This is a genomic window from Leptospira neocaledonica (assembly GCF_002812205.1).
GTDB classification, from domain to species: domain Bacteria; phylum Spirochaetota; class Leptospiria; order Leptospirales; family Leptospiraceae; genus Leptospira_B; species Leptospira_B neocaledonica.
The window spans coordinates 410321-430706 of record NZ_NPEA01000001.1 but is presented as its reverse complement, the minus strand read 5'-3'; the positions used below and the strand labels follow the sequence as shown (position 1 = coordinate 430706).

At 40.2% G+C, this 20386-nt stretch carries 17 protein-coding genes; 13 read left to right on the top strand and 4 right to left on the bottom strand.

The genetic code is table 11. The features are described from left to right. Positions 1-15: 15 nt before the first annotated feature. The gene (locus CH365_RS02005) at positions 16-2331 is read right to left on the bottom strand and encodes an inorganic phosphate transporter (RefSeq protein ID WP_100766921.1); all 2316 of its coding nucleotides are present in this window, start codon (positions 2329-2331) and stop codon (positions 16-18) included. Positions 2332-2564: 233 nt separating this feature from the next. Here CH365_RS02005 and CH365_RS02000 point away from each other — a divergent pair, with 233 nt between their 5' ends. The 7 genes from CH365_RS02000 to pgsW all read left to right on the top strand — a co-directional run bounded on the left by CH365_RS02000 (position 2565) and on the right by pgsW (position 9491). Next, positions 2565-2924: an RNA-binding protein gene (locus CH365_RS02000; RefSeq protein ID WP_100766920.1), complete on the top strand. Its 360-nt coding sequence runs from the start codon at positions 2565-2567 to the stop codon at positions 2922-2924. Continuing rightward, entirely contained in the window at positions 2921-3325 is a 405-nt protein-coding gene (locus CH365_RS01995; RefSeq protein WP_100766919.1) for an FKBP-type peptidyl-prolyl cis-trans isomerase, read from the top strand. The genes CH365_RS02000 and CH365_RS01995 overlap by 4 nt, the downstream gene beginning before the upstream one ends. Before the next feature lie 197 nt (positions 3326-3522). Beyond that, positions 3523-5040 carry a PAS domain-containing sensor histidine kinase gene (locus CH365_RS01990; RefSeq protein ID WP_100766918.1) on the top strand — a complete coding sequence of 506 codons (1518 nt, stop codon included), beginning with the start codon at positions 3523-3525 and terminating at the stop codon, positions 5038-5040. A gap of 35 nt (positions 5041-5075) precedes the next feature. Beyond that, a complete protein-coding gene (locus tag CH365_RS01985; protein WP_100766917.1) occupies positions 5076-6683 on the top strand; it encodes a SpoIIE family protein phosphatase in 1608 nt (535 codons plus the stop codon). A 42-nt stretch (positions 6684-6725) separates the two neighbouring features. Next, complete coding sequence (gene pgsB, locus CH365_RS01980) at positions 6726-7916, top strand: poly-gamma-glutamate synthase PgsB (RefSeq protein ID WP_100766916.1); 1191 nt, start codon at positions 6726-6728, stop codon at positions 7914-7916. 1 nt (position 7917) lies between these two features. Beyond that, a complete protein-coding gene (gene pgsC, locus CH365_RS01975; protein ID WP_100766915.1) occupies positions 7918-8382 on the top strand; it encodes a poly-gamma-glutamate biosynthesis protein PgsC in 465 nt (154 codons plus the stop codon). Then, the gene (gene pgsW / locus CH365_RS01970; RefSeq protein ID WP_100766914.1) at positions 8379-9491 is read left to right on the top strand and encodes a poly-gamma-glutamate system protein; all 1113 of its coding nucleotides are present in this window, start codon (positions 8379-8381) and stop codon (positions 9489-9491) included. Before pgsC ends, pgsW begins: the two co-directional genes overlap by 4 nt. Here the strand turns inward: pgsW and CH365_RS01965 are convergent. The 3 genes from CH365_RS01965 to CH365_RS01955 are packed head-to-tail and all read right to left on the bottom strand — an operon-like array spanning position 9488 to position 12006. Then, positions 9488-10465, bottom strand: coding sequence for an alpha/beta fold hydrolase (locus CH365_RS01965; RefSeq protein WP_100766913.1), 978 nt, complete (start codon positions 10463-10465; stop codon positions 9488-9490). The genes pgsW and CH365_RS01965 overlap by 4 nt on opposite strands. 10 nt (positions 10466-10475) lie before the next feature. Continuing rightward, positions 10476-10775 carry a hypothetical protein gene (locus tag CH365_RS01960; RefSeq protein ID WP_100766912.1) on the bottom strand — a complete coding sequence of 100 codons (300 nt, stop codon included), beginning with the start codon at positions 10773-10775 and terminating at the stop codon, positions 10476-10478. A gap of 1 nt (position 10776) precedes the next feature. Further along, a complete protein-coding gene (locus CH365_RS01955) occupies positions 10777-12006 on the bottom strand; it encodes a DUF445 domain-containing protein (RefSeq protein ID WP_100766911.1) in 1230 nt (409 codons plus the stop codon). A 175-nt stretch (positions 12007-12181) separates the two neighbouring features. On the opposite strand from CH365_RS01955, the gene CH365_RS01950 reads away from it, so the two are divergent. The 6 genes from CH365_RS01950 to CH365_RS01925 all read left to right on the top strand — a co-directional run bounded on the left by CH365_RS01950 (position 12182) and on the right by CH365_RS01925 (position 20370). Then, positions 12182-13846, top strand: coding sequence for a sensor histidine kinase (locus CH365_RS01950; protein ID WP_100766910.1), 1665 nt, complete (start codon positions 12182-12184; stop codon positions 13844-13846). A 49-nt stretch (positions 13847-13895) separates the two neighbouring features. Beyond that, the gene (locus tag CH365_RS01945; RefSeq protein WP_020768072.1) at positions 13896-14369 is read left to right on the top strand and encodes a cyclic nucleotide-binding domain-containing protein; all 474 of its coding nucleotides are present in this window, start codon (positions 13896-13898) and stop codon (positions 14367-14369) included. Positions 14370-14377: 8 nt separating this feature from the next. Beyond that, positions 14378-15289: an alpha/beta fold hydrolase gene (locus CH365_RS01940; protein WP_100766909.1), complete on the top strand. Its 912-nt coding sequence runs from the start codon at positions 14378-14380 to the stop codon at positions 15287-15289. A gap of 43 nt (positions 15290-15332) precedes the next feature. Beyond that, entirely contained in the window at positions 15333-17564 is a 2232-nt protein-coding gene (locus CH365_RS01935; protein WP_100766908.1) for a PAS domain-containing sensor histidine kinase, read from the top strand. Between the two features lie 48 nt (positions 17565-17612). After that, positions 17613-19475 carry an ABC-F family ATP-binding cassette domain-containing protein gene (locus CH365_RS01930; protein WP_100766907.1) on the top strand — a complete coding sequence of 621 codons (1863 nt, stop codon included), beginning with the start codon at positions 17613-17615 and terminating at the stop codon, positions 19473-19475. Positions 19476-19668: 193 nt separating this feature from the next. Continuing rightward, a complete protein-coding gene (locus tag CH365_RS01925) occupies positions 19669-20370 on the top strand; it encodes an Lcl domain-containing protein (protein WP_100766906.1) in 702 nt (233 codons plus the stop codon). Positions 20371-20386 lie beyond the last annotated feature (16 nt).

Here is a 20386-nt window from a genome sequence, read left to right as displayed (position 1 = left end):
TCCGTGCGAGATTTCTTACTTCTTCTTTTTTTTCTTCTTATCTTTGGCTTTGGGGAATTCTAGCTTGGAAGGACCGATATTTCCTTTTGCAAATTGTTTCTTCTTGGTTTCAATCCAAGGTAAAACCCAGACCAGTTCTTCTGCCAGAGCAAATAAGTTTTCGTTAATATCCACAAGCTCTTCTATTACCAGAAAATAAGCTACACTGGATTTCAGTTTGCTGTCTCCCTTGCGGATACGTTTCATCTGGTTTTTGTAAATACGAACTTTGAGATCCGAAAGTTCTTTTGCTTTTTTGCCCGATCTTGCCTTGTCTACGAGACCCGGAACCTTGTCCGCCTGTGCCAGAAGTTCAAAAAGATCTTCCGCCAGTTTGCGTAATTCTTTTAGATCTTCTCTTTCGTCCTTAGTAAGTCCTGTTTGGAAACGATCTATTTTTTCGGAGGTGTTCCTGTGAATATTCGTAAGATTTTCAGTGATACGGTCAATATAACCGAGTGCATTCGTAAAAGGGTGAATGGATTGGAAATCCGACTCGTCAAAATGTCTATCAACCAGACTTAAAAAACCGGAGATAGAAGATTCGTAATTCTTTTTCAGGTTCTTTAATATTTTAGAAGCCTGTTTAAAGTCCTTCTTCTTTCCTCCAATATAACCGGAAGAAAGTGTATTCATTGCCTTCTTCGCTAATAACAAATTTCCTAACAAAGAAGAAAGAGACTTAGAAAGTGCTTTTTCAGGATGTTTGGTTAAGAGTAGAAGTTTTTCCAGATTCTCATCGTATTCGGCCTTTCTTTTCTTGTGGATACGATTAAATGCGATCACCAAGAAGAATGTGAACACTAAAACTACGACTACTGCTGCAAAGCCGAAGTAATAAAATAAAGCCGCGATAAATCCACCGGTGAAAGAGGCAAAAACCGCAGTCATAAACCATCCGCCTACAACTGTTAAAACTCCGCTGACACGATTGACTGCATTTTCCTTTTGCCAAGCTCCGTCCGCAAGAGAAGTTCCCATCGCTACCATGAAGGTAACGAAAGTGGTAGAGAGAGGAAGTTTTTCGATGGTCCCTACAAGAATCAGCGCCGATGCGATCAGAATATTTACGGATGCTCTTAATAGATCGAACGCGTCACTCTCATGTAGACGGACAAGTTCCAAGGTCCCGCTTTGTTTGAATCTGGAAGCAATCCAATTTCGGACGATAGAAGGTAAAAATCTTTTTATAGGATAATAGATTCCGACTGCGATCTGGACGAACACTCTTGCTACTAAACTGGATTGGTAAGCTTCTATTGTTTCGCCTTGAGAACCTAAGCTGACTTCGGTCCTAGTGACTGTTTCTGCCTTCTTGGATTTGAATAATGCGATGATCATAATCAAGGCGGCGCCGATCAGAAGCCTATTGTCCGTAAGAACTTCTTTTCCTAAGCCGCTTGCCATTGTATTTGCGTCCCAATTAGCTGCTTTGATCAACTCGTGAGTTTGTAAACTTGCGATCGGAACCCCTATGAAGTTCACTAGGTCATTACTTGCAAATGCCATTGCAAGTGCTGCGGTTCCAAATAGCACAACGATCTTTAAAACGTTCACTTTGGAGAAGATCAAGATTTGGAATAGGATGGAAAATCCTATAAAACTTAAGGCCAGAATGGTTTTAAAATTGGTCTGGATCCAGGCCAAAACTTCCTTACTCAAGAAAGTGGAACCCTTCATTGCGGTGAGTAGAATGAAGAAGATCACAACTGTGACTGCCAGTCCCGAAAAAATTCCCCCGAACCATCTCATTGTTTTTTCTAGACGGAAACTGAAGATCAATCGGAAGAAGAACATCAGGACGAGTCCGGCAAAAAAGGCGAGTATCACTGACAGTGCGATCCCGAAGATGATCTTTAAAGCGGACTCTGAGTTTATAATCTTAAATGCGTCGTTTAGTGTGTCTGCTTTGAGAAGAGCCAGGACCAAAGAGGCGCCTAATAATTCGAAAACCAAAGAGACAGTCGTCGAGGTAGGCAGTCCTAAGGTATTATATAAATCCAGAAGGATGATATCGGAAACCATCACCGCCAAAAATAAGAACATCAACTCGGCTAAGCTGAAAAATTCAGGATGAAAGATCCCTTTTCTTGCGACCTCCATCATTCCGCTGGAGCTCAATGCCCCGAGTAAAATACCGAATGCAGAAACGATCAGGATGATTTTTCTGGAAGCCGCTCTAGAACCGACTGCCGAATTCGTAAAGTTCACTGCGTCATTGGAAACTCCGACGAGTAAGTCCATTACTCCGAGTACAGCCATGACTCCTACGATGATTAAGAAGATATCCATGTATCCTATTCCTGGAAATTTTGAAGGGAGACCGCCCGAACCGGGCCTTTTGGGTAGTATTTAAGGCAAAGTGGGAGCCTCAACCCAAATTTCCGTCGGTTTCTTTTTCAAAATGGTGATTATGAAATGCGCTTTCGATTTCCCCCCGACCTGAAAGAATGGGTGATCTAACCGGTTTTCTTAGAAAGCAGGAGACTGGTGATCGATCGTCGCGAAATAAAAAAGGAGGCGGTATGAAGATTTCAGTGGGCAATCTTCCTCAAGAATGGAAGGAAGAAGATTTGGAAAAACTATTCTCCAAATACGGAAAGGCTGAACATATATCCATTAAAAAGGACAAACTCACAGGACGTTCTCTGGGTTACGGTTCTTTAGAAATGGAAGATGGAGCAGCAAAAAAGGCCCTGGAAGCTTTAAACAAGTTCGAGGTTTCCGGTAAGGTTTTGACGGTGGTAGACGCCGAAGAATGGAAAAAGGAATTCGATAAAAAACAATCCGTAAAAGGTGGACCTGGTCACAATAAGGTGCAGGGAAGCCAGACCACGGGAGGTTTTGGAAGTTCCGTCAGACGTACTGGAGGTAGAGGAAAATGAATCTAAAAAGAATCTATATATTAACTGCAATTTTAATCTCAGCATTCGTTTTGAGCCTGAATGTATTTGCTCAAGCTCAGAATGGTCTGGTGATTAAGGACATCAAAAAGGGGACCGGAAAAGAGGCCTTCAATGGGTCTAACGTAACCGTTCATTATACCGGCTGGCTTACCAACGGGAAAAAATTCGATAGCTCCAAAGATAGAGGAACTCCTTTCCGTTTCGATTTGGGTGCTGGGCAAGTGATCCGCGGTTGGGATAAGGGAGTCCAAGGCATGAAAGAAGGTGGAATTCGTAAATTGACCATCCCTCCTGAAATGGGTTATGGAAGTTCCGGTGCGGGAACTATTCCTCCGAATTCTACCCTGATTTTCGAAGTAGAATTGTTAAAAGTCTACTGACATTTCTGTGTTAATTCTGTTGCTTCTATTCTAAGGAATCAGAAGCAACAGTAGAAAATTATCACGATTTCACTGCAATTCACGACAAACCTGCATCCGAGCACATCCTTCTTCTTCTTTTTTTTCCAAATTTGTAATATTTAAACAAGGCCGCTCTTCCCATCTACTATACAGAGAAAAAGGGGAGGAAGACGGTTTTGAATCAAGAAAACACATTAACTGCTGCATCTTCTTCCCAATATCGTACTTTATTCGAGCACCAACCATTAGCCGCCTTTTTGGTGGAACCGGATGGAACAATCGCATTGGTCAACCAGAAGTTCGAAGATATCTCCGGAAGGAAAAAAAAGGAGATAGAGGGACGAATGAAATGGTCCCAGTTTGCACACCCAGACGATACAGAAAGTCTGATGGACGCTTTCCTGGACAAATCTAGACATGAAGTCCCAAAAGTGTTTTCTGCAAGAACAAGACTTCTTTCCGTAAATGGATACAAAAAGGTATATGTAAGAGCTAACCGGATTCCAACGGCAGAAGGTAGAGTGCTCGTTCAGATTCAAGAGTTGGATGAAGAAGGTCTTTTAAAAGATTACTCTTTAGAAGATTCCGATTATCGTTGGCGTTCCTTCTTGATGGAAGGAATGGATTTCGTAGTTATCATGGACTTGAATGGAAACGTATTATTCATTAATAAAACATTCACAGGGATTCCGGCAGAAGAGATCCAAGGCAAAAACTTTTTCGAAGTATTAAAAACTTCCGATGCATTAAAACTACAGTCAGTCATCGCAAGGGTATTGAATACCGGAAAGCCGGAAGCATTCGAAGAATGGAGTAGCTTCACAGGTAAAAGAAGTCATTATTATATTAGGATATCTCCGGTTACAAAACAAAGAGAGATTAGCGCGATCCTGCTTGCGATCTCAGATACCACTCAGCAAAAAGAATCCGATTCGGATCGTTTGAGAAGAATGGAATCTCAAAGGCATAGACAAAAGTTGGAGGCCCTCGGGACCTTGGCCGCAGGTGTGGCACATGAAATCAATAATCCTCTTACAGGTATCTTAAATTATGCCGAGCTTGTTCGCACTCAGGTAGAAGAGAACGAATCCCTTTCTAAAAATATGGAAGTGATTATCCGGGAAAGTGAAAGAATTTCCGGGATTGTAAGAAGTCTATTAGGTTTTGCTCATAAAGAAGAAGGTATTAAAGCTCACGTATCTACGGGAGAAATTTTATATTCTTCTATCCAACTTCTGTTACCGTTTTTAGTACGAGACGGGATTAGGATAGAAGGAATGGATCGTTTGGTGGATCCTGACTCCGAAATTTCATTGGTACTAGGCGAGCCGCAAAAACTAAAACAGGTTTTTCTAAACTTGATCACAAATGCAAGGGATTCTCTCAACGAAAAATATCCGTTCGAAACGGATCAGAAGAGGATTCAGGTATCTCAAACCATTATTCAGAGAGGGGATACACGTTTTGTCCGTGTCACGGTGAAAGACTGGGGGCTTGGGATAGGTGAAGAGAATCTGAATCGGATTTTTGATCCATTCTTCACTACAAAACCAACCACGGTCGGAACTGGGCTTGGACTTTCTGTAAGCTATGAGATCGTTCGAGAGATGGGCGGAGAGATAGAGGTGGAAAGTTCCGAGGATGAATACGCTACATTTCACATCATGATCCCCGCTTCGGAAAAGATTTCTTGACCTTGCTTTAGGCGAGGGGATACTTTTGATCTCCTATGTCAGAAGCAGAGGAAAAAACTTCCGGAACCCGCACACCATTTCAATCCGCTTCTAGAAAAGATGTAATTCGGATCTTAGAGAGAATTACGGACGCTTTTTTGTCCCTGGACAAGGAGCTTAAGATCTTATACGCCAATTTCGAGGCCGAAAAACTTCTAGATATTATCCGAGAAAATTTGGTCGGTAAAAGATTACCGGAAATTCTTCCCCAATTCAATTTTACTTCTTTATTCCCTGCGATGATAGAGTCCATGCATTCCGGACTTCCAAAAGATTTAGAAATCTTAGATCCGAAAGAAAATATTTGGTATGAGGTCCGTATCTTTCCTTCTGTCGAAGACATCGCAGTCTATTTGCGCGATGTGACTTCCAGAAAAGAAGGAGAAGTAAAACTCAAAGAATCTGAGGAAAGATTATCCGAACTTGTGAGAACTTCTTTGGATTCTATTCTTTCCGTGAACGAATCCATGGAAATCCTGATGATGAATCCGGCAGCTGAGAAATTGTTCGGATATTCCTCTTGGGAAGTGAACGGAAAGTCTTTGGATTTTCTACTTCCTAAAAGACGTAATAAACTTTTTTCTAAAGTATTACATAAAATAGGAGAAAGTCCCGATCGAGGGATTTTTGGACCGTTTAGGGCTAGACGTAAGAATGGAACGGAACCTATTTTAGAAGCCTCCGTTTCCAAGGTAAATACTTCTTCCGGGAAAGGATATACTCTAATACTCCGAGATATCACCGATAGAATATCTATCCAAAAAAAATTAAGAGGAACCGTAGAAGAACTCAAAACGGTTGATAGGGAGAGGTTGGACCTCCTACAAAATCTGGAAGCGGAAGTAGAGTCCCGTTCCCAAGAACTAACCAGATTTTATCGATTAATGAAGGAAGAATTAAATCTTGCAAAAAGAGTACAGAATAGTTTACTCCCGCCGATCGATTATTCCATTCCGGGGGTTCAAACTTTTGTAAATTATGTTCCTGTAATGGAAGTCGGGGGAGATTGGTTCGATATATTCGAATTTCGTCCAGGTGTTCTCAGGGTGATTTTGGCCGATGCCACCGGTCATGGGGTGCAAGCAGCACTTGTGACTATGACCATCAAAGGAGTTTATGAACCGCTCAAATATTTAGCGGATTCTCCTGTGGAGCTGATCAAAGGAATTAATACGGATTATTGTAGGAATTTCAAAAACCTACAAATGTATTTTTCCTGTTTTATCTTGGACGTGGATACCATAGAAAGAAAGATCAGATTTGCGTCCGGGGGCCATCCTGCACTTTTATGGAAATCGAAATCGGGGATCAAACCTTTGGAAAGAACAGGTTCTCTTTTGGGTTTGAATGCAAAGATGGAATATTTGGAAGAAGAATTCGAATACTCCGAAGGCGATTCTATACTGATGTTGACAGATGGGATCTTTGAAGAATTCGATTCGGAACAAAACCCATTCGGAGAAGAAAGGATAGAAAAAATTTACAGAGAGTCCGGATTGAGCGGACTAGAACTTCATTCTCATATCATAAATGAAATGAAAGCTCACCTGGGAGAAAAAGAACCTCAGGACGATATCACTCTGATTTCTCTGAATCTGACCTAATCTCAGTTGACCTAAAAACTTATTTAGAAGGACATTCTTTACGTGTCCGAATTTCTCATACTCTTCCCATTACTTTTGGTTTTGTTAGGATTCGGATTTGCTGAATATATTTTTCATATCTCCAGAAGGAATAAAATCCCAGTCCGCATTCATGTGAATGGCACTCGTGGAAAAAGTTCAGTCACAAGATTGATCGCTTCCGGTTTGAAAGAAGGCGGATTTAAAGTCCTTGCTAAAACCACAGGAACCGTTCCAAGACTCATATTACCTGACGGTTCCGAAAAAAATATTATCAGATACGGTGCTCCCAATATTTTAGAGCAGAAGTTTGCGATCCAAGAAGCAGTTAAACAAGGGGCGGATATTATCGTTCTGGAATGTATGGCTCTTGTTCCATTCAACCAAAAGATCTCGGAAGAAAAATTGATCCGTGCCACCCATGCAGTCATAACAAATGTAAGAGAAGATCATTTAGAAATTATGGGACCGGAAAAAAAGGACATAGCCTTGGCTCTAAGCGGTTCTATTCCAAAATCCAAAGTGTTATTCACTTCTGAAAAAGAATTTTATCCATTTTTCGAAGAGATATGCAGAAATAAAAATACGGAGATCGTTTCAACTTTTCCTGAAAAATATTCTCACCTAAACTATATGCAGGGTTTTGCATATTATGAACATCCGGAAAACGTGATTTTAGCCTTGGAAGTATGCGAATCTATAGGAATAAAACCTGAGATCGCAATCAAAGGAATGTGGGCTCATTGTCCGGATTTGGGAGCTACCTTCTTTTCAGAATACGATCTGGGAGAAAGAAAAATCGGGTTTGCAAACGGTTTTGCAGCAAACGATCCCAGGTCGGCTGCAAGTATTTGGGAAAATGCAATTCTTCAGTTCCCTGAGTATGTATTTAAAGTCGCTCTTGTGAATTGTAGAAAAGATAGACCGGAAAGATCCGAACAAATGGCAAAAGAAATTCTCTCTTGGAAGAAGAATCCTCCGGATTTAATTTTGATTGCCGGTGAAGAAACGGAAGTATTTAAAAAGACCTGTTTGAAATGGAGTTTAGGAAATTCTAAATTAGAAGATCTAAAATCTATGAATGCAAAAGAGATCTTGTTTTTTTTTGAAAGATCTTTGCCCTCTAACTCAATAGTGGTTGGACTTGGAAATATAAGCGGATTAGGTTTAGAACTCCTGGAATACTTAAAACAAAAGGAAATTCTAAAAGGCTGATATGGACTTATTGAGTATTTCCATAGGTGTAGGTTTAGGGATTAGTTTATTTTTTTCCGAATTTTTTGGGATAGCTGGTGGACTTGTTGTCCCGGGCTATTTTGCATTACAGCTCCAAAATCCAGTCAATATTCTTCTAACATTGTCCGTAAGCCTATGTGTTTTTGGTTTAGGAAAACTTATTTCGAAATTTATAATATTATACGGAAAGAGAAGAACAGCAATTTTACTCTTGCTCGGATTCGTTTTAGATACGATTGCCAACGAATGGATATTTCCTAGGATTTTTGCGGAACTGATTCACTTAGAATCGGAAGTAAAGGCGGTTGGCCATATCATTCCGGGACTTATCGCTGTATGGATGGATAGACAAGGTTGGTTGGAAACTTTGGCATCTTTACTCACTGCTTCCGTTATCGTTCGTTTAATATTGATCCTATTTCTCGGAAAGGAGTTATTGTCTTGAAGGGAATCTATTGGAAATCTTCCAGCAAATCCGTTTTCTATTACTTGATTTTAGCTGTAGTTTCTCTTTCGGGAATGTATTTAGTGGAACATTTTCGTTTCGAGAAAGTTCAATCGAATTATTCCGAAAAGATTGAAGCTGCAAAACTTGCTACTAAAGCTTTCGAAGAAATTAAATCTTATAAAAAATCTAAAAACAAAAAGATAGATCCGAATTCTGATCCTTCCGGTTTTGGACTTATAGGTGAATTTTTTACTCCTGTTACGAGTAATTTAGGTTCCCTTAGGGCAAAACAAATTTCTAATAATCCGAATTTTGCTGCCTTGGTTTTGGAATATTTAATCCAAGCCGGAGTCCATAAAGGTGATACTGTTGGAGTTTCTCTTTCTGGATCTTTTCCAGCTTTAAATATTGCAGTGTATTCCGCTGCTAAAGTTTTGGAGCTAAAGCTTGTTATCATCTCCAGTTTGACTTCTTCCCAATGGGGGGCGAATGATCCTGACTTCTTATGGCCGGATATGGAGAAGGAACTGTACATCCGTGGAATTTTTCCTTATAAATCCCTGGCCTATAGTTGGGGAGGAATAGAGGACCAGGCATTTGGAATTTCGAAAGAAGGGTCGAAGAACCTACAAAATTCCGCATCCAGAAACTCACTTCCAATGCTTCATTCCAAAAATTACTCCGAGAGTTTGGAAGAAAGAATGGATCTGTATTCTTCTGTGATTCCTCTTTCTGAATATAAGGCTTATATCAATGTGGGCGGAGGAACCGTTTCTGTAGGAACTAAGAAGAGCGCAGGAGAATTTTCTTCCGGACTGAATCTAAAACATCCAATTATAAAAGAAGGAAGAGATTCAGTAATGAGGCGTTTTGCAAACGTGGGAATTCCAATTATACATTTGGTTCGAGTGGAAGAACTTGCAACTCAAAACGGATTTACAATCCAACCTAAAAAGATTCCAGAAATAGGAGAAGGTAAAATATTCAAAAGATCCGAATATGATCTTCGTATAGCTAGTACGGTTTTAGTTGGGATCTTAGCTTTACTTTACATGTTCTTTAAAAGAGATTCTTTTATCGAAGAAGATAGGGACGAATCTCTTTAAGATTTAAGAAATTTGAATATTTCCTGATCTCTTTCCTTATCTTCCAATAACACGGATTCGTAATGATTTTTATCCGTTAATTCATAAACTTTCAGGTTTTGAATCTTCTCTTTCATCTTTTCAATCGCGGAAGACGGTAGGAGCTCGTCTCCCGGTTTAAAATTCGGTTTTAAAGCACGGAGCACAAGCACAGGACAACGTAATGCGGAATAGGGCATTATTTTGTTTTCTTGGACGGTTTTGAAAAATTCTTTCGGATCTTTAAAAAGCCTCGCTACAATTCCGGAGGGCCTCATTGCTCCACCCATGTTTTTCAGTTCCGAATCGATCACAAACGGAGGAATAGAACAGATTACCGGTCCGTAAAAATTATCTCCCGGTATTAGAGAAGGGGAAAGTATGCCGACAGATTCCAATTCATATAATAAGAAATTCTGAATATTCATATTCCAAGCGGAAAGTAAAGGAGACTTCTTAGCTTCTTGTAGATAAATTTCCTTGCTTGGGATCCTTCTACCTAAACGTGCCAAGGAACCTTGGATCATGAGTAGGTTGGAAATTTTACGTTTGATGGAAAGTTCTCCACCTCCGTCAATTAGGACCGCTTTTTCCAGGAAACTTGGGAACTTCTCCGCAAATCTAAGAGCGATCCAGGCACCTAATGAATGGGAGAGTATAGATATTTTAGAATATCCTAATATAGTCGCGAGTTCCTTTAGGTCCTGAGCATGCACTCTTGCGGAATATTCTTCCTTAGGTTTGTCCGAATTTCCTCTTCCTCTTAGATCGTAAACGATTACCGTGATCCCTTTTTTAGAGAGTCCTTGGGCGATCGGTTCGAAGTTTTTTAGATTTCCGGTTAGGCCATGAACACAGAAAAGTGGGACTTTTGATTTGCCCGGGAAGATCCGATAGGCGATTCGGATTCCGGAAGGTAGAGTAGCTATTTTGGAATCCGAACCGAATTGTAACATTCTGAAATGTTTAAGAAACTTCTGCTCCTAGTCGGATCAGAATATCCTGCAAATTTTTTTCCATTTCTGATCGTAATGCGATATGAAGTAAAGCAATCTTTTCCCTTTTTTTGACTGCGGAAAATCCTTCTCCTTCTCTCTGGAGTTTGAACCATATCTTGGATTCTCCGAGTCCTGAAAATCGGATACAAAAATCATCTTCTTTCAGATCGAATTTGGTGATTGCACCCAAATGTCCTCCGGAGATTGCTTTGGTCAATTTCCGGAGGAAAGATTCAGGATCGGATCCGTCAACTTTGATCAAATTCATATTACACCGCGATCATGTAGATCCCTTGCACAAGACCTACGATTGCTCCAAGAACGGAACCGATCAGTATGAGAACGTATTCATCTTCTTGGAAAGCGGATCTTAAAATCGGTTCGAATTCTTCAGGGGGAAGATCTTTCATTCGTTTGAACATATTATTTTCTATGCTCATCGCTCTTCCCATATAAGTTTCTAATTTGGTGGAACTTCCTGCCAAGGAATCGCTTACTTTTCGGATCACTTCTTTTTTGGTATTCTCGAAATCCGAATCTTCTCCATTATTCTCCGTATCCAGTTGTCCGGATAAATTAAGTCTACTCGCAGCGGATTCTGTTTCTGCTTGGATGGTTTCTACGAGAGTTCTTGCGGCTCTTTTGTATAAGATCTCTTCTAATACGTTTCTTGCTGTAAGGACTTGGGTTGCAAATACGTTCGAATATTTTTTAGACACTTCTTCTTGTCTCGCGATGAATAAACCTCTGTATTTGATTGGTCCCACTCTTTTTTCGTAAAGAGGACGGAAGATCATGGTGAGTGCCACCCAGTTCGTGATATAACCTACGATCACTCCTTGGATAGGAAGAGTCCACCAAATAGGAAGATAATTCCAAAGGACCGCTTGTGCGATTCCGAGTGCTCCTCCAAGTGCCCAACCGCAATGTTCTATAAATTTAAATTCTTTAGAACCTACTTCTTCGAAAATGTTTACGATCCTTTCTACATTCGGTCCCGTAAGTTTTCTAAGTACTAACGATCTGAAATTGAAAACGGAGGATACGTTTTCCTTTACCTGGACCATGATGTTTTTCACAGTATGAGCACATTTTTCTTGTACTGCTCTTACGATCTCTTCTCCATGTCCGTTCTCTAAATGTTTTCTTAAGATTGGATTGATATGATGAACGATTTCATGAGTTGCAGAAGGGATTAAATCATTCAGAACAGGTTGGAATTCGGTCTCTAATTGATCCGGATCCACTTTTGAGAAAAAGTCCTCTACTTTGATCAGTCTCTCGGTCATAATATTCACCGATTTGAGAGCCAATTTCTGGGCCTTCTTCGGAACAATCCCTTGCCATCCTAAATAAGGCGGAATTCCTACGAATTCCAGTGGATAAAATGTCATTTTTAAGGCCACCACGTTGGTAAACCAACCCACGAATCCGTAGGTAAAGGGCATCATTATGATCCCGATTAATTCTTTGTTTTGACTGAGGAAGGACAGATCCATATTTTCAATTCCTGTAGCGTGCGCTATACTATTCGGTTCTATTGCAAAGTCCTTTTCGACCCAACGCACTGCAAGTTATTTTTCCCGACTTTTTCGGATCTTGTCGGATGGTTTTGAAAAAAGATTTTTCAGAGTCGGATAATACCTAAGGAATGGTCCTCCCAAGTTTTGAAATATGAATTCCTCCTTCTTTCCATATTGGTGTATTCTACTGGATCCTTCCGGATTGATCATTGAGACCAATCTTCCCTTGGAGTCCTGGAGACAAAATCCTCTCTCCTATTTTTTACATGGAACTGAGAAGATCCAAGGGGAGAAGGGAAGCGCGGTTTTATCTTGGCAGCCCGGAAAAAGTCCCATCTCTTTTCCAGGGAACACAGGACTTCTAGCGAGTTGGTCTCTCACTCATGGAATGTTTTGGATCAAGATGGAACCGATGGAAGAAGATTCTGCTTCTCTCATTGAAAACTCTTTTTGGAAGGAATTTCTATCTAGCGACAGACCATTCCGCCAAATTTTTGAGACGAATCAGGCAATCAAATGGATCTTAGATCCTGACTCGGGAGATATTTTATACGCAAATCAGGCGGCTAGCCAATTTTACGGATACAGCCAAGAAGAACTTCTTCGGATGAAAGTTACTGATATCAATACTCTCACGAAAGAGCAAATTTTCGAAGAGATGAGATTGGCGGCATTTGAAGCCAGGCAATATTTTCGTTTCAGGCATAAATTAAAAAGTGGAGAACTCCGTGATATGGAGGTATATAGCGGGCCATTGCAGTTCGGAGGGAAAAGGGTATTATTCTCCATTTTATACGATGTCACAGCGAGAGTAAAAGCGATTTCTTTATTAGAAGAAAGTGAAAGAAAATACCGTTCCTTAGTGGAAAGCGCCTCTGATTCCATCATCATTACAAATTTTGAAACTAAAATTTTCGAAGCAAACAGAAGAATGGCCGAGCTATTGGAATATTCTAAAGAAGAACTTCAAACATTCACTTTAGAGGATATTTTAGACAAAGAAAGTTTTGCCGATTCTTTGATTAGAATTCCTACATTAGAGATAAGTAAACCTGTAATCTTAAACCGGAGATTCATAAGTAAATCCGGTAAAATTATAGAAGCAGAAGTAAATGCTGCCCGGATTGATGAGTTTCGTTATATGGGCATTGTAAGAGATGTAACCGAAAGAAATTCTATGACCCGAACCTTGGAAAAATCTTTGAGAGAAAAAGAGTCTATGCTCCAAGAGATTCATCATAGAGTTAAAAATAATCTACAGGTGATTTCTAGTCTTCTAGGCTTACAGTATGAAAATACGGAAGACCCGAACTTAAAACGGATCCTGAAAGAATGTGAGAACAGGGTCAAATCTATGGGATTCGTTCATGCCGAATTATACAGATCCGAAAATTTCGCGGCAGTAGACTTAGAAAATTATTTTACCACAGTTTCTTCTAATCTGATCCGAGCCTATGGAGGACTTCCTCGTGTCCTGCTCCAATTGGACCTAAGTTCCTTGGAAGTAAGCATTGAAAAAGCAATTCCGCTGGGACTGATTTTAAATGAACTTCTAACCAACTCCTTAAAATACGCGTTTCCGGGAGATCGTTCCGGAAAAATTCAAATCCGGATCTTTAGAGAAGAACAGAATATCGTTTTCTCATATTCGGACGATGGGATTGGATTTAAAAAAGAAAATCATACTGGCTCCGGAACCATAGGCATCCAGCTGATAGAGATCTTGTCCAGGCAGCTCAAGGGAAACTCCGAATTTACTTCGGAAAACGGAGTTGTTTTTCGACTTAGAATTCCGGGCCGAAATCCAGGAAAGTAGCTTGATGGTTTTTTTCTAGCCTCAATACTCGGTCTTTGGTAAGGAACACATGCAACACACTACAGAAGAAATCCTACACCAGATTTATTTATTTTCTAGTTTCTCGATGGATGAATTGGCTAAAATAGCTGAGAAGACCAAATACAAGGTGCTTGAACAAGGAGAGGCGGTTTACCAAGAAGGGAACGAAGCAAAAGCGTTCTATGTGGTAATGTACGGGACTCTGAAAATTCTAACCTCCACCGAAAAAGGGGACGATGTGAGCGTGACTACGATCGCTACCGGAGACCATTTCGGAGAATTCCCTTTTTTAGATCAGGGAAAACGAGCCGGAACTGTCGAAGCAATGGAACGTTGCGAACTTTTGGAAATTCCTTTCGATCATCTGCAACATATTCTGGATTCCGACAAAGAACTTGCTCTGAAATTTTATAAAGGTATCACCACTTATTTGGTAAAAAGAATGAGACTTCTTACTCATGATTTGGCCTATGCCAGAGAATTGAAGAAACGTTATTCGTGATTTAAACTATGAAACGCAAATTTTTCCCAATCTACCTTCTTCTTATTTTATTCGGGCTGACCTATTGTTCCGAGACCCTCGTCAAAACAGGAATCGGTTATGAAAGATGGAAAGCAGGCCTCGAAAAAAAACAAACCAAGATAGAACCTTGGAACTGGGTGTATTTAGAGGGTGGAGAAGGTAGCGAAAAAATCCTGATGGTCCATGGATTCGGGGGAGACAAAGATAATTGGACTAGATTCTCGAAATGGCTCACTCCTACATATACAGTTGTAGCAGTCGACCTTCCCGGTTTCGGAGAGAATGATAGAATCGCAGATCAGGATTATAATATTGCCCAGCAAGTAAAACGACTAGACGAGTTCGTTACCAAGTTGGGTTGGGAAAAATTCCATATAGTTGGAAACTCCATGGGAGGAGCGATCTCAGGAGTATATGCTGCAACGTATCCGCAAAAGATTTTATCTCTAGGATTATTCGCGCCATCCGGAGTGAACAGCCCCGAAAAAAGTGAGCTATCTAAAAACCTGGAGAAGGGAAAAAACAACTTAGTTGCGACTAACGCAGAAGAATTTCAAGATTTGATGAAATTCATATTTGTAACACCTCCTCCAATTCCTTCCTTTTTAGCTTCTTATTTTGCGGAGAAGGCGATTAAAAATTCCGAGTTTAATAAATATATATTCAAACAGATTAGATCTACTGGTTTTCCTTTGCAGGAAAATATGAATAAGATTACAGCTCGAACTTTGATCCTCTGGGGTGATACGGATAGAGTATTGAGTGTCTCCGGTGCTGGAGTTTTGGAAAAGGGCATTAAGGGGTCTAAAAAAATAATCCTAAAAGATATGGGTCATGTTCCCATGTTAGAAAGACCTGAAGAAGTAGCGAATACTTACAAAGAATTTTTAGTGAAATAAGCTCCGGAAAACCTCGTTTTCTTAGGAGTTTTTCGGAGTTGCGATGGCTTTTGCCAAACTTCTAAAATGGTTTCAAAATCGGAATCTTCGAAAAAAGATAGAAAAAGAGATCCGCTCTCTTGCGCCCGAGGTATTTAATGATTATCTTTACCGAGTAGATGTATTAGATAATGGAAATCTAATATTAAGTTGGGCCAACGAAGGATTTTTAAAATTCTGCGGGATCGGCATCGATGACCTGAATAGCCCTTGGGCTGCTGCAGATTCTAAATATTTTCACCAAGACGATCTGGACCTGATCAGACAAAGGGTAAGATCTTTATTGTCCGGTGCCTCTCGAGCGGACGAATATAGAGTGTATGGCCCGGACGGACAGATCCGTTGGTTAAGAGACCATGCTCATCCTATCTGGGATCCGATTAAAAAAAGAGTCACCCAAATCTACGGATCCATCCAGGACCTAACTCCATTAAGAAAAAGTGAAATAATCCTACAAGACCAGCTTTCTTATACGAATATACTTTTGGATAGCACCGAAGAATGGGTGATCCGTGTAAACCAAGCCGGGAAAATACAATATGTGAACTCTTCCGGAAGATCCGAAGTTAGAAGGCAGTTCGGGATAGAATTGGTTTCGGATTCAAAGGTTCTCTCTTTGATTTCCGAAACGCATAGAGAAATTTTTCAAGCTCAGTTAAATAAGGCATTTTCAGGAGCAAAGGTCAAATGGCATTTTTCCAAGTTATTTCCTGTGCAACCCAATTCGGAATTAGAAGTTTCCTTTGCTCCCTTATCCAAAGAAGGTGCAATTAAAGAAGTCGTAATATTTCTAAAGGACGTGACTCTTAGAACAGTTTGGGAAACTGCTCTACTCGCAAGCGAGGAAAAATACAGAAAACTGGTGGAAGTTTCCCCTGACGCAATCGGTCTACATGCAGACGGAAACGTAATTTATATCAACCAAACAGGACTCAAGATGTTGGGTTACGAAACCGTAGAAGAGGTAGAAGGAAAACCCATCATAGAATTTGTACATCCTGATTCCAGGCAACTCGTAGCAGAAAGAGTTCTAAAGGCAATGCTCAAATCGGAACCTTTGGAACCGATCGAGGAAAAATTTATCCGAAAGGACGGAACAGAGATCGCAGTAGAAGTTTCCGGCGTCGCATTCGAACAAAGAGGCCAAAAATTAATGCAGGTGATTGTCAGAGACATCACTGAAAGAAAGAAGGCAGAACACGAATTAAGCGAACTCAGAAAAAAGATATTACAAACAAACGATAGACTCCAAGCAATCATAGAAGGTGTTAAGGATTCAATTTGTGCGGTGGATATGGACCTAAGAGTGATCTCTTGTAATACCGCATTTGAACTTATGGTCTGGAAATTATACGGAAAGAGAATCACAGTAGGCCAACGAATCTGGGACATTGCAATAGACAATCCGGAAGAAAGAGAAAGAATTATTAGAAATTGGAGTAGGGCTTTAACTGGAGAAGTTTTCAGGATGGAGAGAAAAATTTCCGGCCTTGTCAAGGACTCCATAGTGCTTGAGATCAATTACAGTTCTATCCGAGATGAAAGCCATAATATGATAGGTGCCACTCAGATCATCAGAGATGTTACCGACAGATATCAATACGAAGAAACTTTAAGAAAATCTTTGGACGAAAAAGAAGTGATGTTGAAGGAGATCCATCATAGGGTCAAAAATAATCTTCAAGTGGTTTCCAGTCTATTGAGTTTGCAGACCGATTTTACGGATGATCCAAAACTAGTTTCTATTCTGAAAGAATGTGAAAGAAGGATCCAATCCATGGCTCTGGTTCACAAGGAGCTTTACCAAAACGATACGATTGCGGATGCAGACTTTACCGAATACTTAAATAATCTACTCGTCGCACTTGTACAATCTTTTGGGGCGAATAAAAGAGTAGGTTATTCTATAGAATCCCAAGACATACGTCTTAATCTGGATTTTGCGATCCCGCTTGCATTGGTGTTTAACGAACTAGTTTCAAATTCCTTAAAGTATGCATTCCCCGTGGACCAAAAAGGAGAGATATTCATCTCTATTTCTAAAACTGACAACGGACTTTCGATTTCCATTGGAGATAATGGGGTAGGACTTCCTAAAACCGTGGACGTCAGAAATTCGGAAGGTTTGGGATTACAATTGGTGGGAATGTTATTGGATAAACTTAAAGCAAAATGGGGACTTGAAACAGTAGATATAGGAACCAGATACAAAATAGAACTTCCGATTCCTAAATAGATTCTTAAAAGAATTGCTTCTCATCTGGTTTCAAAAAGGCTGGAAGTGATGAATCTAATCTCCATAGATAAGGTCGGTAAATCTATCGGCGAAAAACAACTCTTCCAAAACCTAAGCTTTGGTATAGATGAAGGAGAAAAAACAGGATTACTCGGGATCAACGGATCCGGTAAATCCACCCTACTTAGGATCTTACTCGGAATGGAAGAACCGGACACCGGTAAAGTTGTCCGAAATAGAGAACTCAAAATTTCATTTTTATCCCAATTCCCCGAATTCGATCCGGACAAAACCGTATTGGAGCATATACTTTCCGGTTCAGGTATACTTTTAGATACTGTTAGAAGATACGAAAAAGCATGTATCGAATTGGAAAAAGGCGGAGAAGAAACCGAAAAAGAATACCATCTCGCCATGGAGGAGATGGATTCCAAACAGGCATGGGAGCTGGAATCCAAACTCAAAAATATATTAAGAGAACTGAATATACCTGACCTTTCCCGTAAAATGGGAGAACTCTCAGGAGGAATGGCCAAAAAAGTATCTCTTGCTCAAGCTTTAACGGACGAATCCAATTTTTTGGTATTGGACGAGCCTACCAACCACTTGGATATAGACGCAATCCTTTGGCTCCAAGAATTCCTAAAAAGTACGGACAAAGCAGTTCTACTCGTTACTCACGATAGATATTTTTTAGAAGAAATTGCAAACCGTATCTTAGAAATAGATCGAGGAAATTTCAGGATCTATCCGGGAAATTACGATTTGTATCTGGAAAAAAAAGTAGAGATGCAGGTGATCGAAGAAAAGGAAGAAGCAAAACGAAAATCCTTTCTAAGAACGGAACTGGAATGGCTTAAACGCCAACCTAAGGCCAGAGGGACCAAACAAAAAGCAAGAACGGACCGAGTGATCGAAGTCCTGGAGAGAAAAAAAGCAGGCAAAGATATAGTCTTAGACATTTCGGTTTCCGGAAGAAGGCTCGGCGGTAAAATATTAGAATTAAAGAATATTAAAAAATCTTATCCGAAGATGGAATTGATCTCAGGATTTTCTTACGTTTTTAAGAGTAGGGAGAGGATCGGAATTGTAGGACCTAACGGTGCAGGCAAGACCACACTTCTGAATCTCATCACAGGAAGAGAAAAAACCGACTCCGGAGATGTTGCTGCAGGCTTGAATACAAGTTTCGGATATTTTGATCAGCTAGGAAAAGAACTCCCCGGTTCTAAAAAAGTATTAGAATATGTAAAAGAAGAGATCGCACCAACGATCAAGATGAATGACGGAACTTCTTGGACAGCCTCTCAATTTTTGGAAAGGTTTTTGTTTCCTCCTCAATTGCAACAAACCAAAATAGAAAGACTTTCCGGCGGTGAAAAGAAAAGACTTTATCTCATTCTACTTCTCATGAGAAATCCGAACTTTTTAGTTTTGGATGAGCCTACGAATGATTTGGATATTCCCACACTTTCAGTACTCGAGGAATTCCTGGATGATTTTCCAGGAGTGGTGCTTGTAGTTTCTCACGATCGTTATTTCATGGACCGTGTCACTGATTATCTATTCATCTTCAAAGGAGAAGGTAAGATAGATAGGTTTCCGGGTAACTATTCCGAATATCTGGAGTATCGAGAATACGAGGAAAAAGAAACTAAGTCCAATATTCCTAAGCCTACTGAAAAACAAGTGGAGAATAAGAAGAAGGGCCTAAGCTACCAAGATAAAAGAAAACTGGAAATTTTGGAAAAGGAGATCCTTTCTTTGGAAACAGAAGAGAAGGAGTTAGTCCAAAACCTACAATCCCCCGATCCGGACCTTTCTCGAAAATCTGGAGAACGTTTAACCCAACTCCAAGATGAGTTACAGAAGAAGGTCACTGAATGGGAAGAGCTTGCTTCTAAAGAATAGAATTTGCTCTAATCTACAAATAGCCAGCGACTCTGTAACTATTCTGTAAATCTCATACCCGCATTAAACAGTGTTAAACGAACTAATCCAAAGTGATTAGTTTTTCCTAACGAATATTCCTAATCCTATGATTTTTGTTCCTGAGTGTCGCTCGATGCTTGACTAAAAAAAGAACGAAAACATCTTCCATCCTATGAAACACCTATCTGCAATACTTCTTTTTTCTATAATCGCTATTTTGAACTGCGCAGGTCCGAAACAAGATGATCTGAGCGGCTTACTACTGTTATTGGCTGGAGGGCCGGGGAATTCTTCTCATTGCGGCCAGACGGTCGCGAACCCGGTAGATGCCGGTTTTACTCTTACCACAAATACCTATATTTCCAATGCAAACAATAGCGCTTTTGTCACTGCGATGGGTGGGAATAACTGTGAATCGGCGGCTTTAGTGGATAATGATAATGGAACTGTAACGGATACTGCGAACCATTTTTTATGGACTTTATGCACCAGCTATAATTCTTCCGGAACAATTTCGAAATACAATTATGCTACCGGAGATTGTGCCGCCAATGATCCACCCACCACCGATGATATCAATATTACTCTTGCTCAAGCAGAAGCATTCTGCAATAGTCTAACTTTCGCAGGCCACTCCGATTGGGTATTACCGGATGCGATACAACTATTTTCCTTATATTCTCCAACGACTCCGTTTGCATTGGGTTCCTTTGGAAGTAAGAAATCTGTAACCAAAGTGGGTGCGTGGTCTACTACTCAAACCACTTCTTCACACACTATTGTACATTCTTATGGGAATTCTACCCAGAGATTCTTTACTACGACTGCTTCTACCGCTCCGATTGCTAGCTTTATTTGTGTAGCCAAAATCTAAACTGCCTCGCTTTAAA

Coding starts and splice junctions, on each gene's coding strand:
- CH365_RS02005 (WP_100766921.1), bottom strand. CDS start 2,331: ATGGATATCTTCTTAATCATCGTAGGAGTCATGGCTGTACTCGGAGTA.
- CH365_RS02000 (WP_100766920.1), top strand. CDS start 2,565: ATGAAGATTTCAGTGGGCAATCTTCCTCAAGAATGGAAGGAAGAAGAT.
- CH365_RS01995 (WP_100766919.1), top strand. CDS start 2,921: ATGAATCTAAAAAGAATCTATATATTAACTGCAATTTTAATCTCAGCA.
- CH365_RS01985 (WP_100766917.1), top strand. CDS start 5,076: ATGTCAGAAGCAGAGGAAAAAACTTCCGGAACCCGCACACCATTTCAA.
- pgsC (WP_100766915.1), top strand. CDS start 7,918: ATGGACTTATTGAGTATTTCCATAGGTGTAGGTTTAGGGATTAGTTTA.
- CH365_RS01965 (WP_100766913.1), bottom strand. CDS start 10,465: ATGTTACAATTCGGTTCGGATTCCAAAATAGCTACTCTACCTTCCGGA.
- CH365_RS01960 (WP_100766912.1), bottom strand. CDS start 10,775: ATGAATTTGATCAAAGTTGACGGATCCGATCCTGAATCTTTCCTCCGG.
- CH365_RS01955 (WP_100766911.1), bottom strand. CDS start 12,006: ATGGATCTGTCCTTCCTCAGTCAAAACAAAGAATTAATCGGGATCATA.
- CH365_RS01950 (WP_100766910.1), top strand. CDS start 12,182: ATGAATTCCTCCTTCTTTCCATATTGGTGTATTCTACTGGATCCTTCC.
- CH365_RS01945 (WP_020768072.1), top strand. CDS start 13,896: ATGCAACACACTACAGAAGAAATCCTACACCAGATTTATTTATTTTCT.
- CH365_RS01940 (WP_100766909.1), top strand. CDS start 14,378: ATGAAACGCAAATTTTTCCCAATCTACCTTCTTCTTATTTTATTCGGG.
- CH365_RS01935 (WP_100766908.1), top strand. CDS start 15,333: ATGGCTTTTGCCAAACTTCTAAAATGGTTTCAAAATCGGAATCTTCGA.
- CH365_RS01930 (WP_100766907.1), top strand. CDS start 17,613: ATGAATCTAATCTCCATAGATAAGGTCGGTAAATCTATCGGCGAAAAA.
- CH365_RS01925 (WP_100766906.1), top strand. CDS start 19,669: ATGAAACACCTATCTGCAATACTTCTTTTTTCTATAATCGCTATTTTG.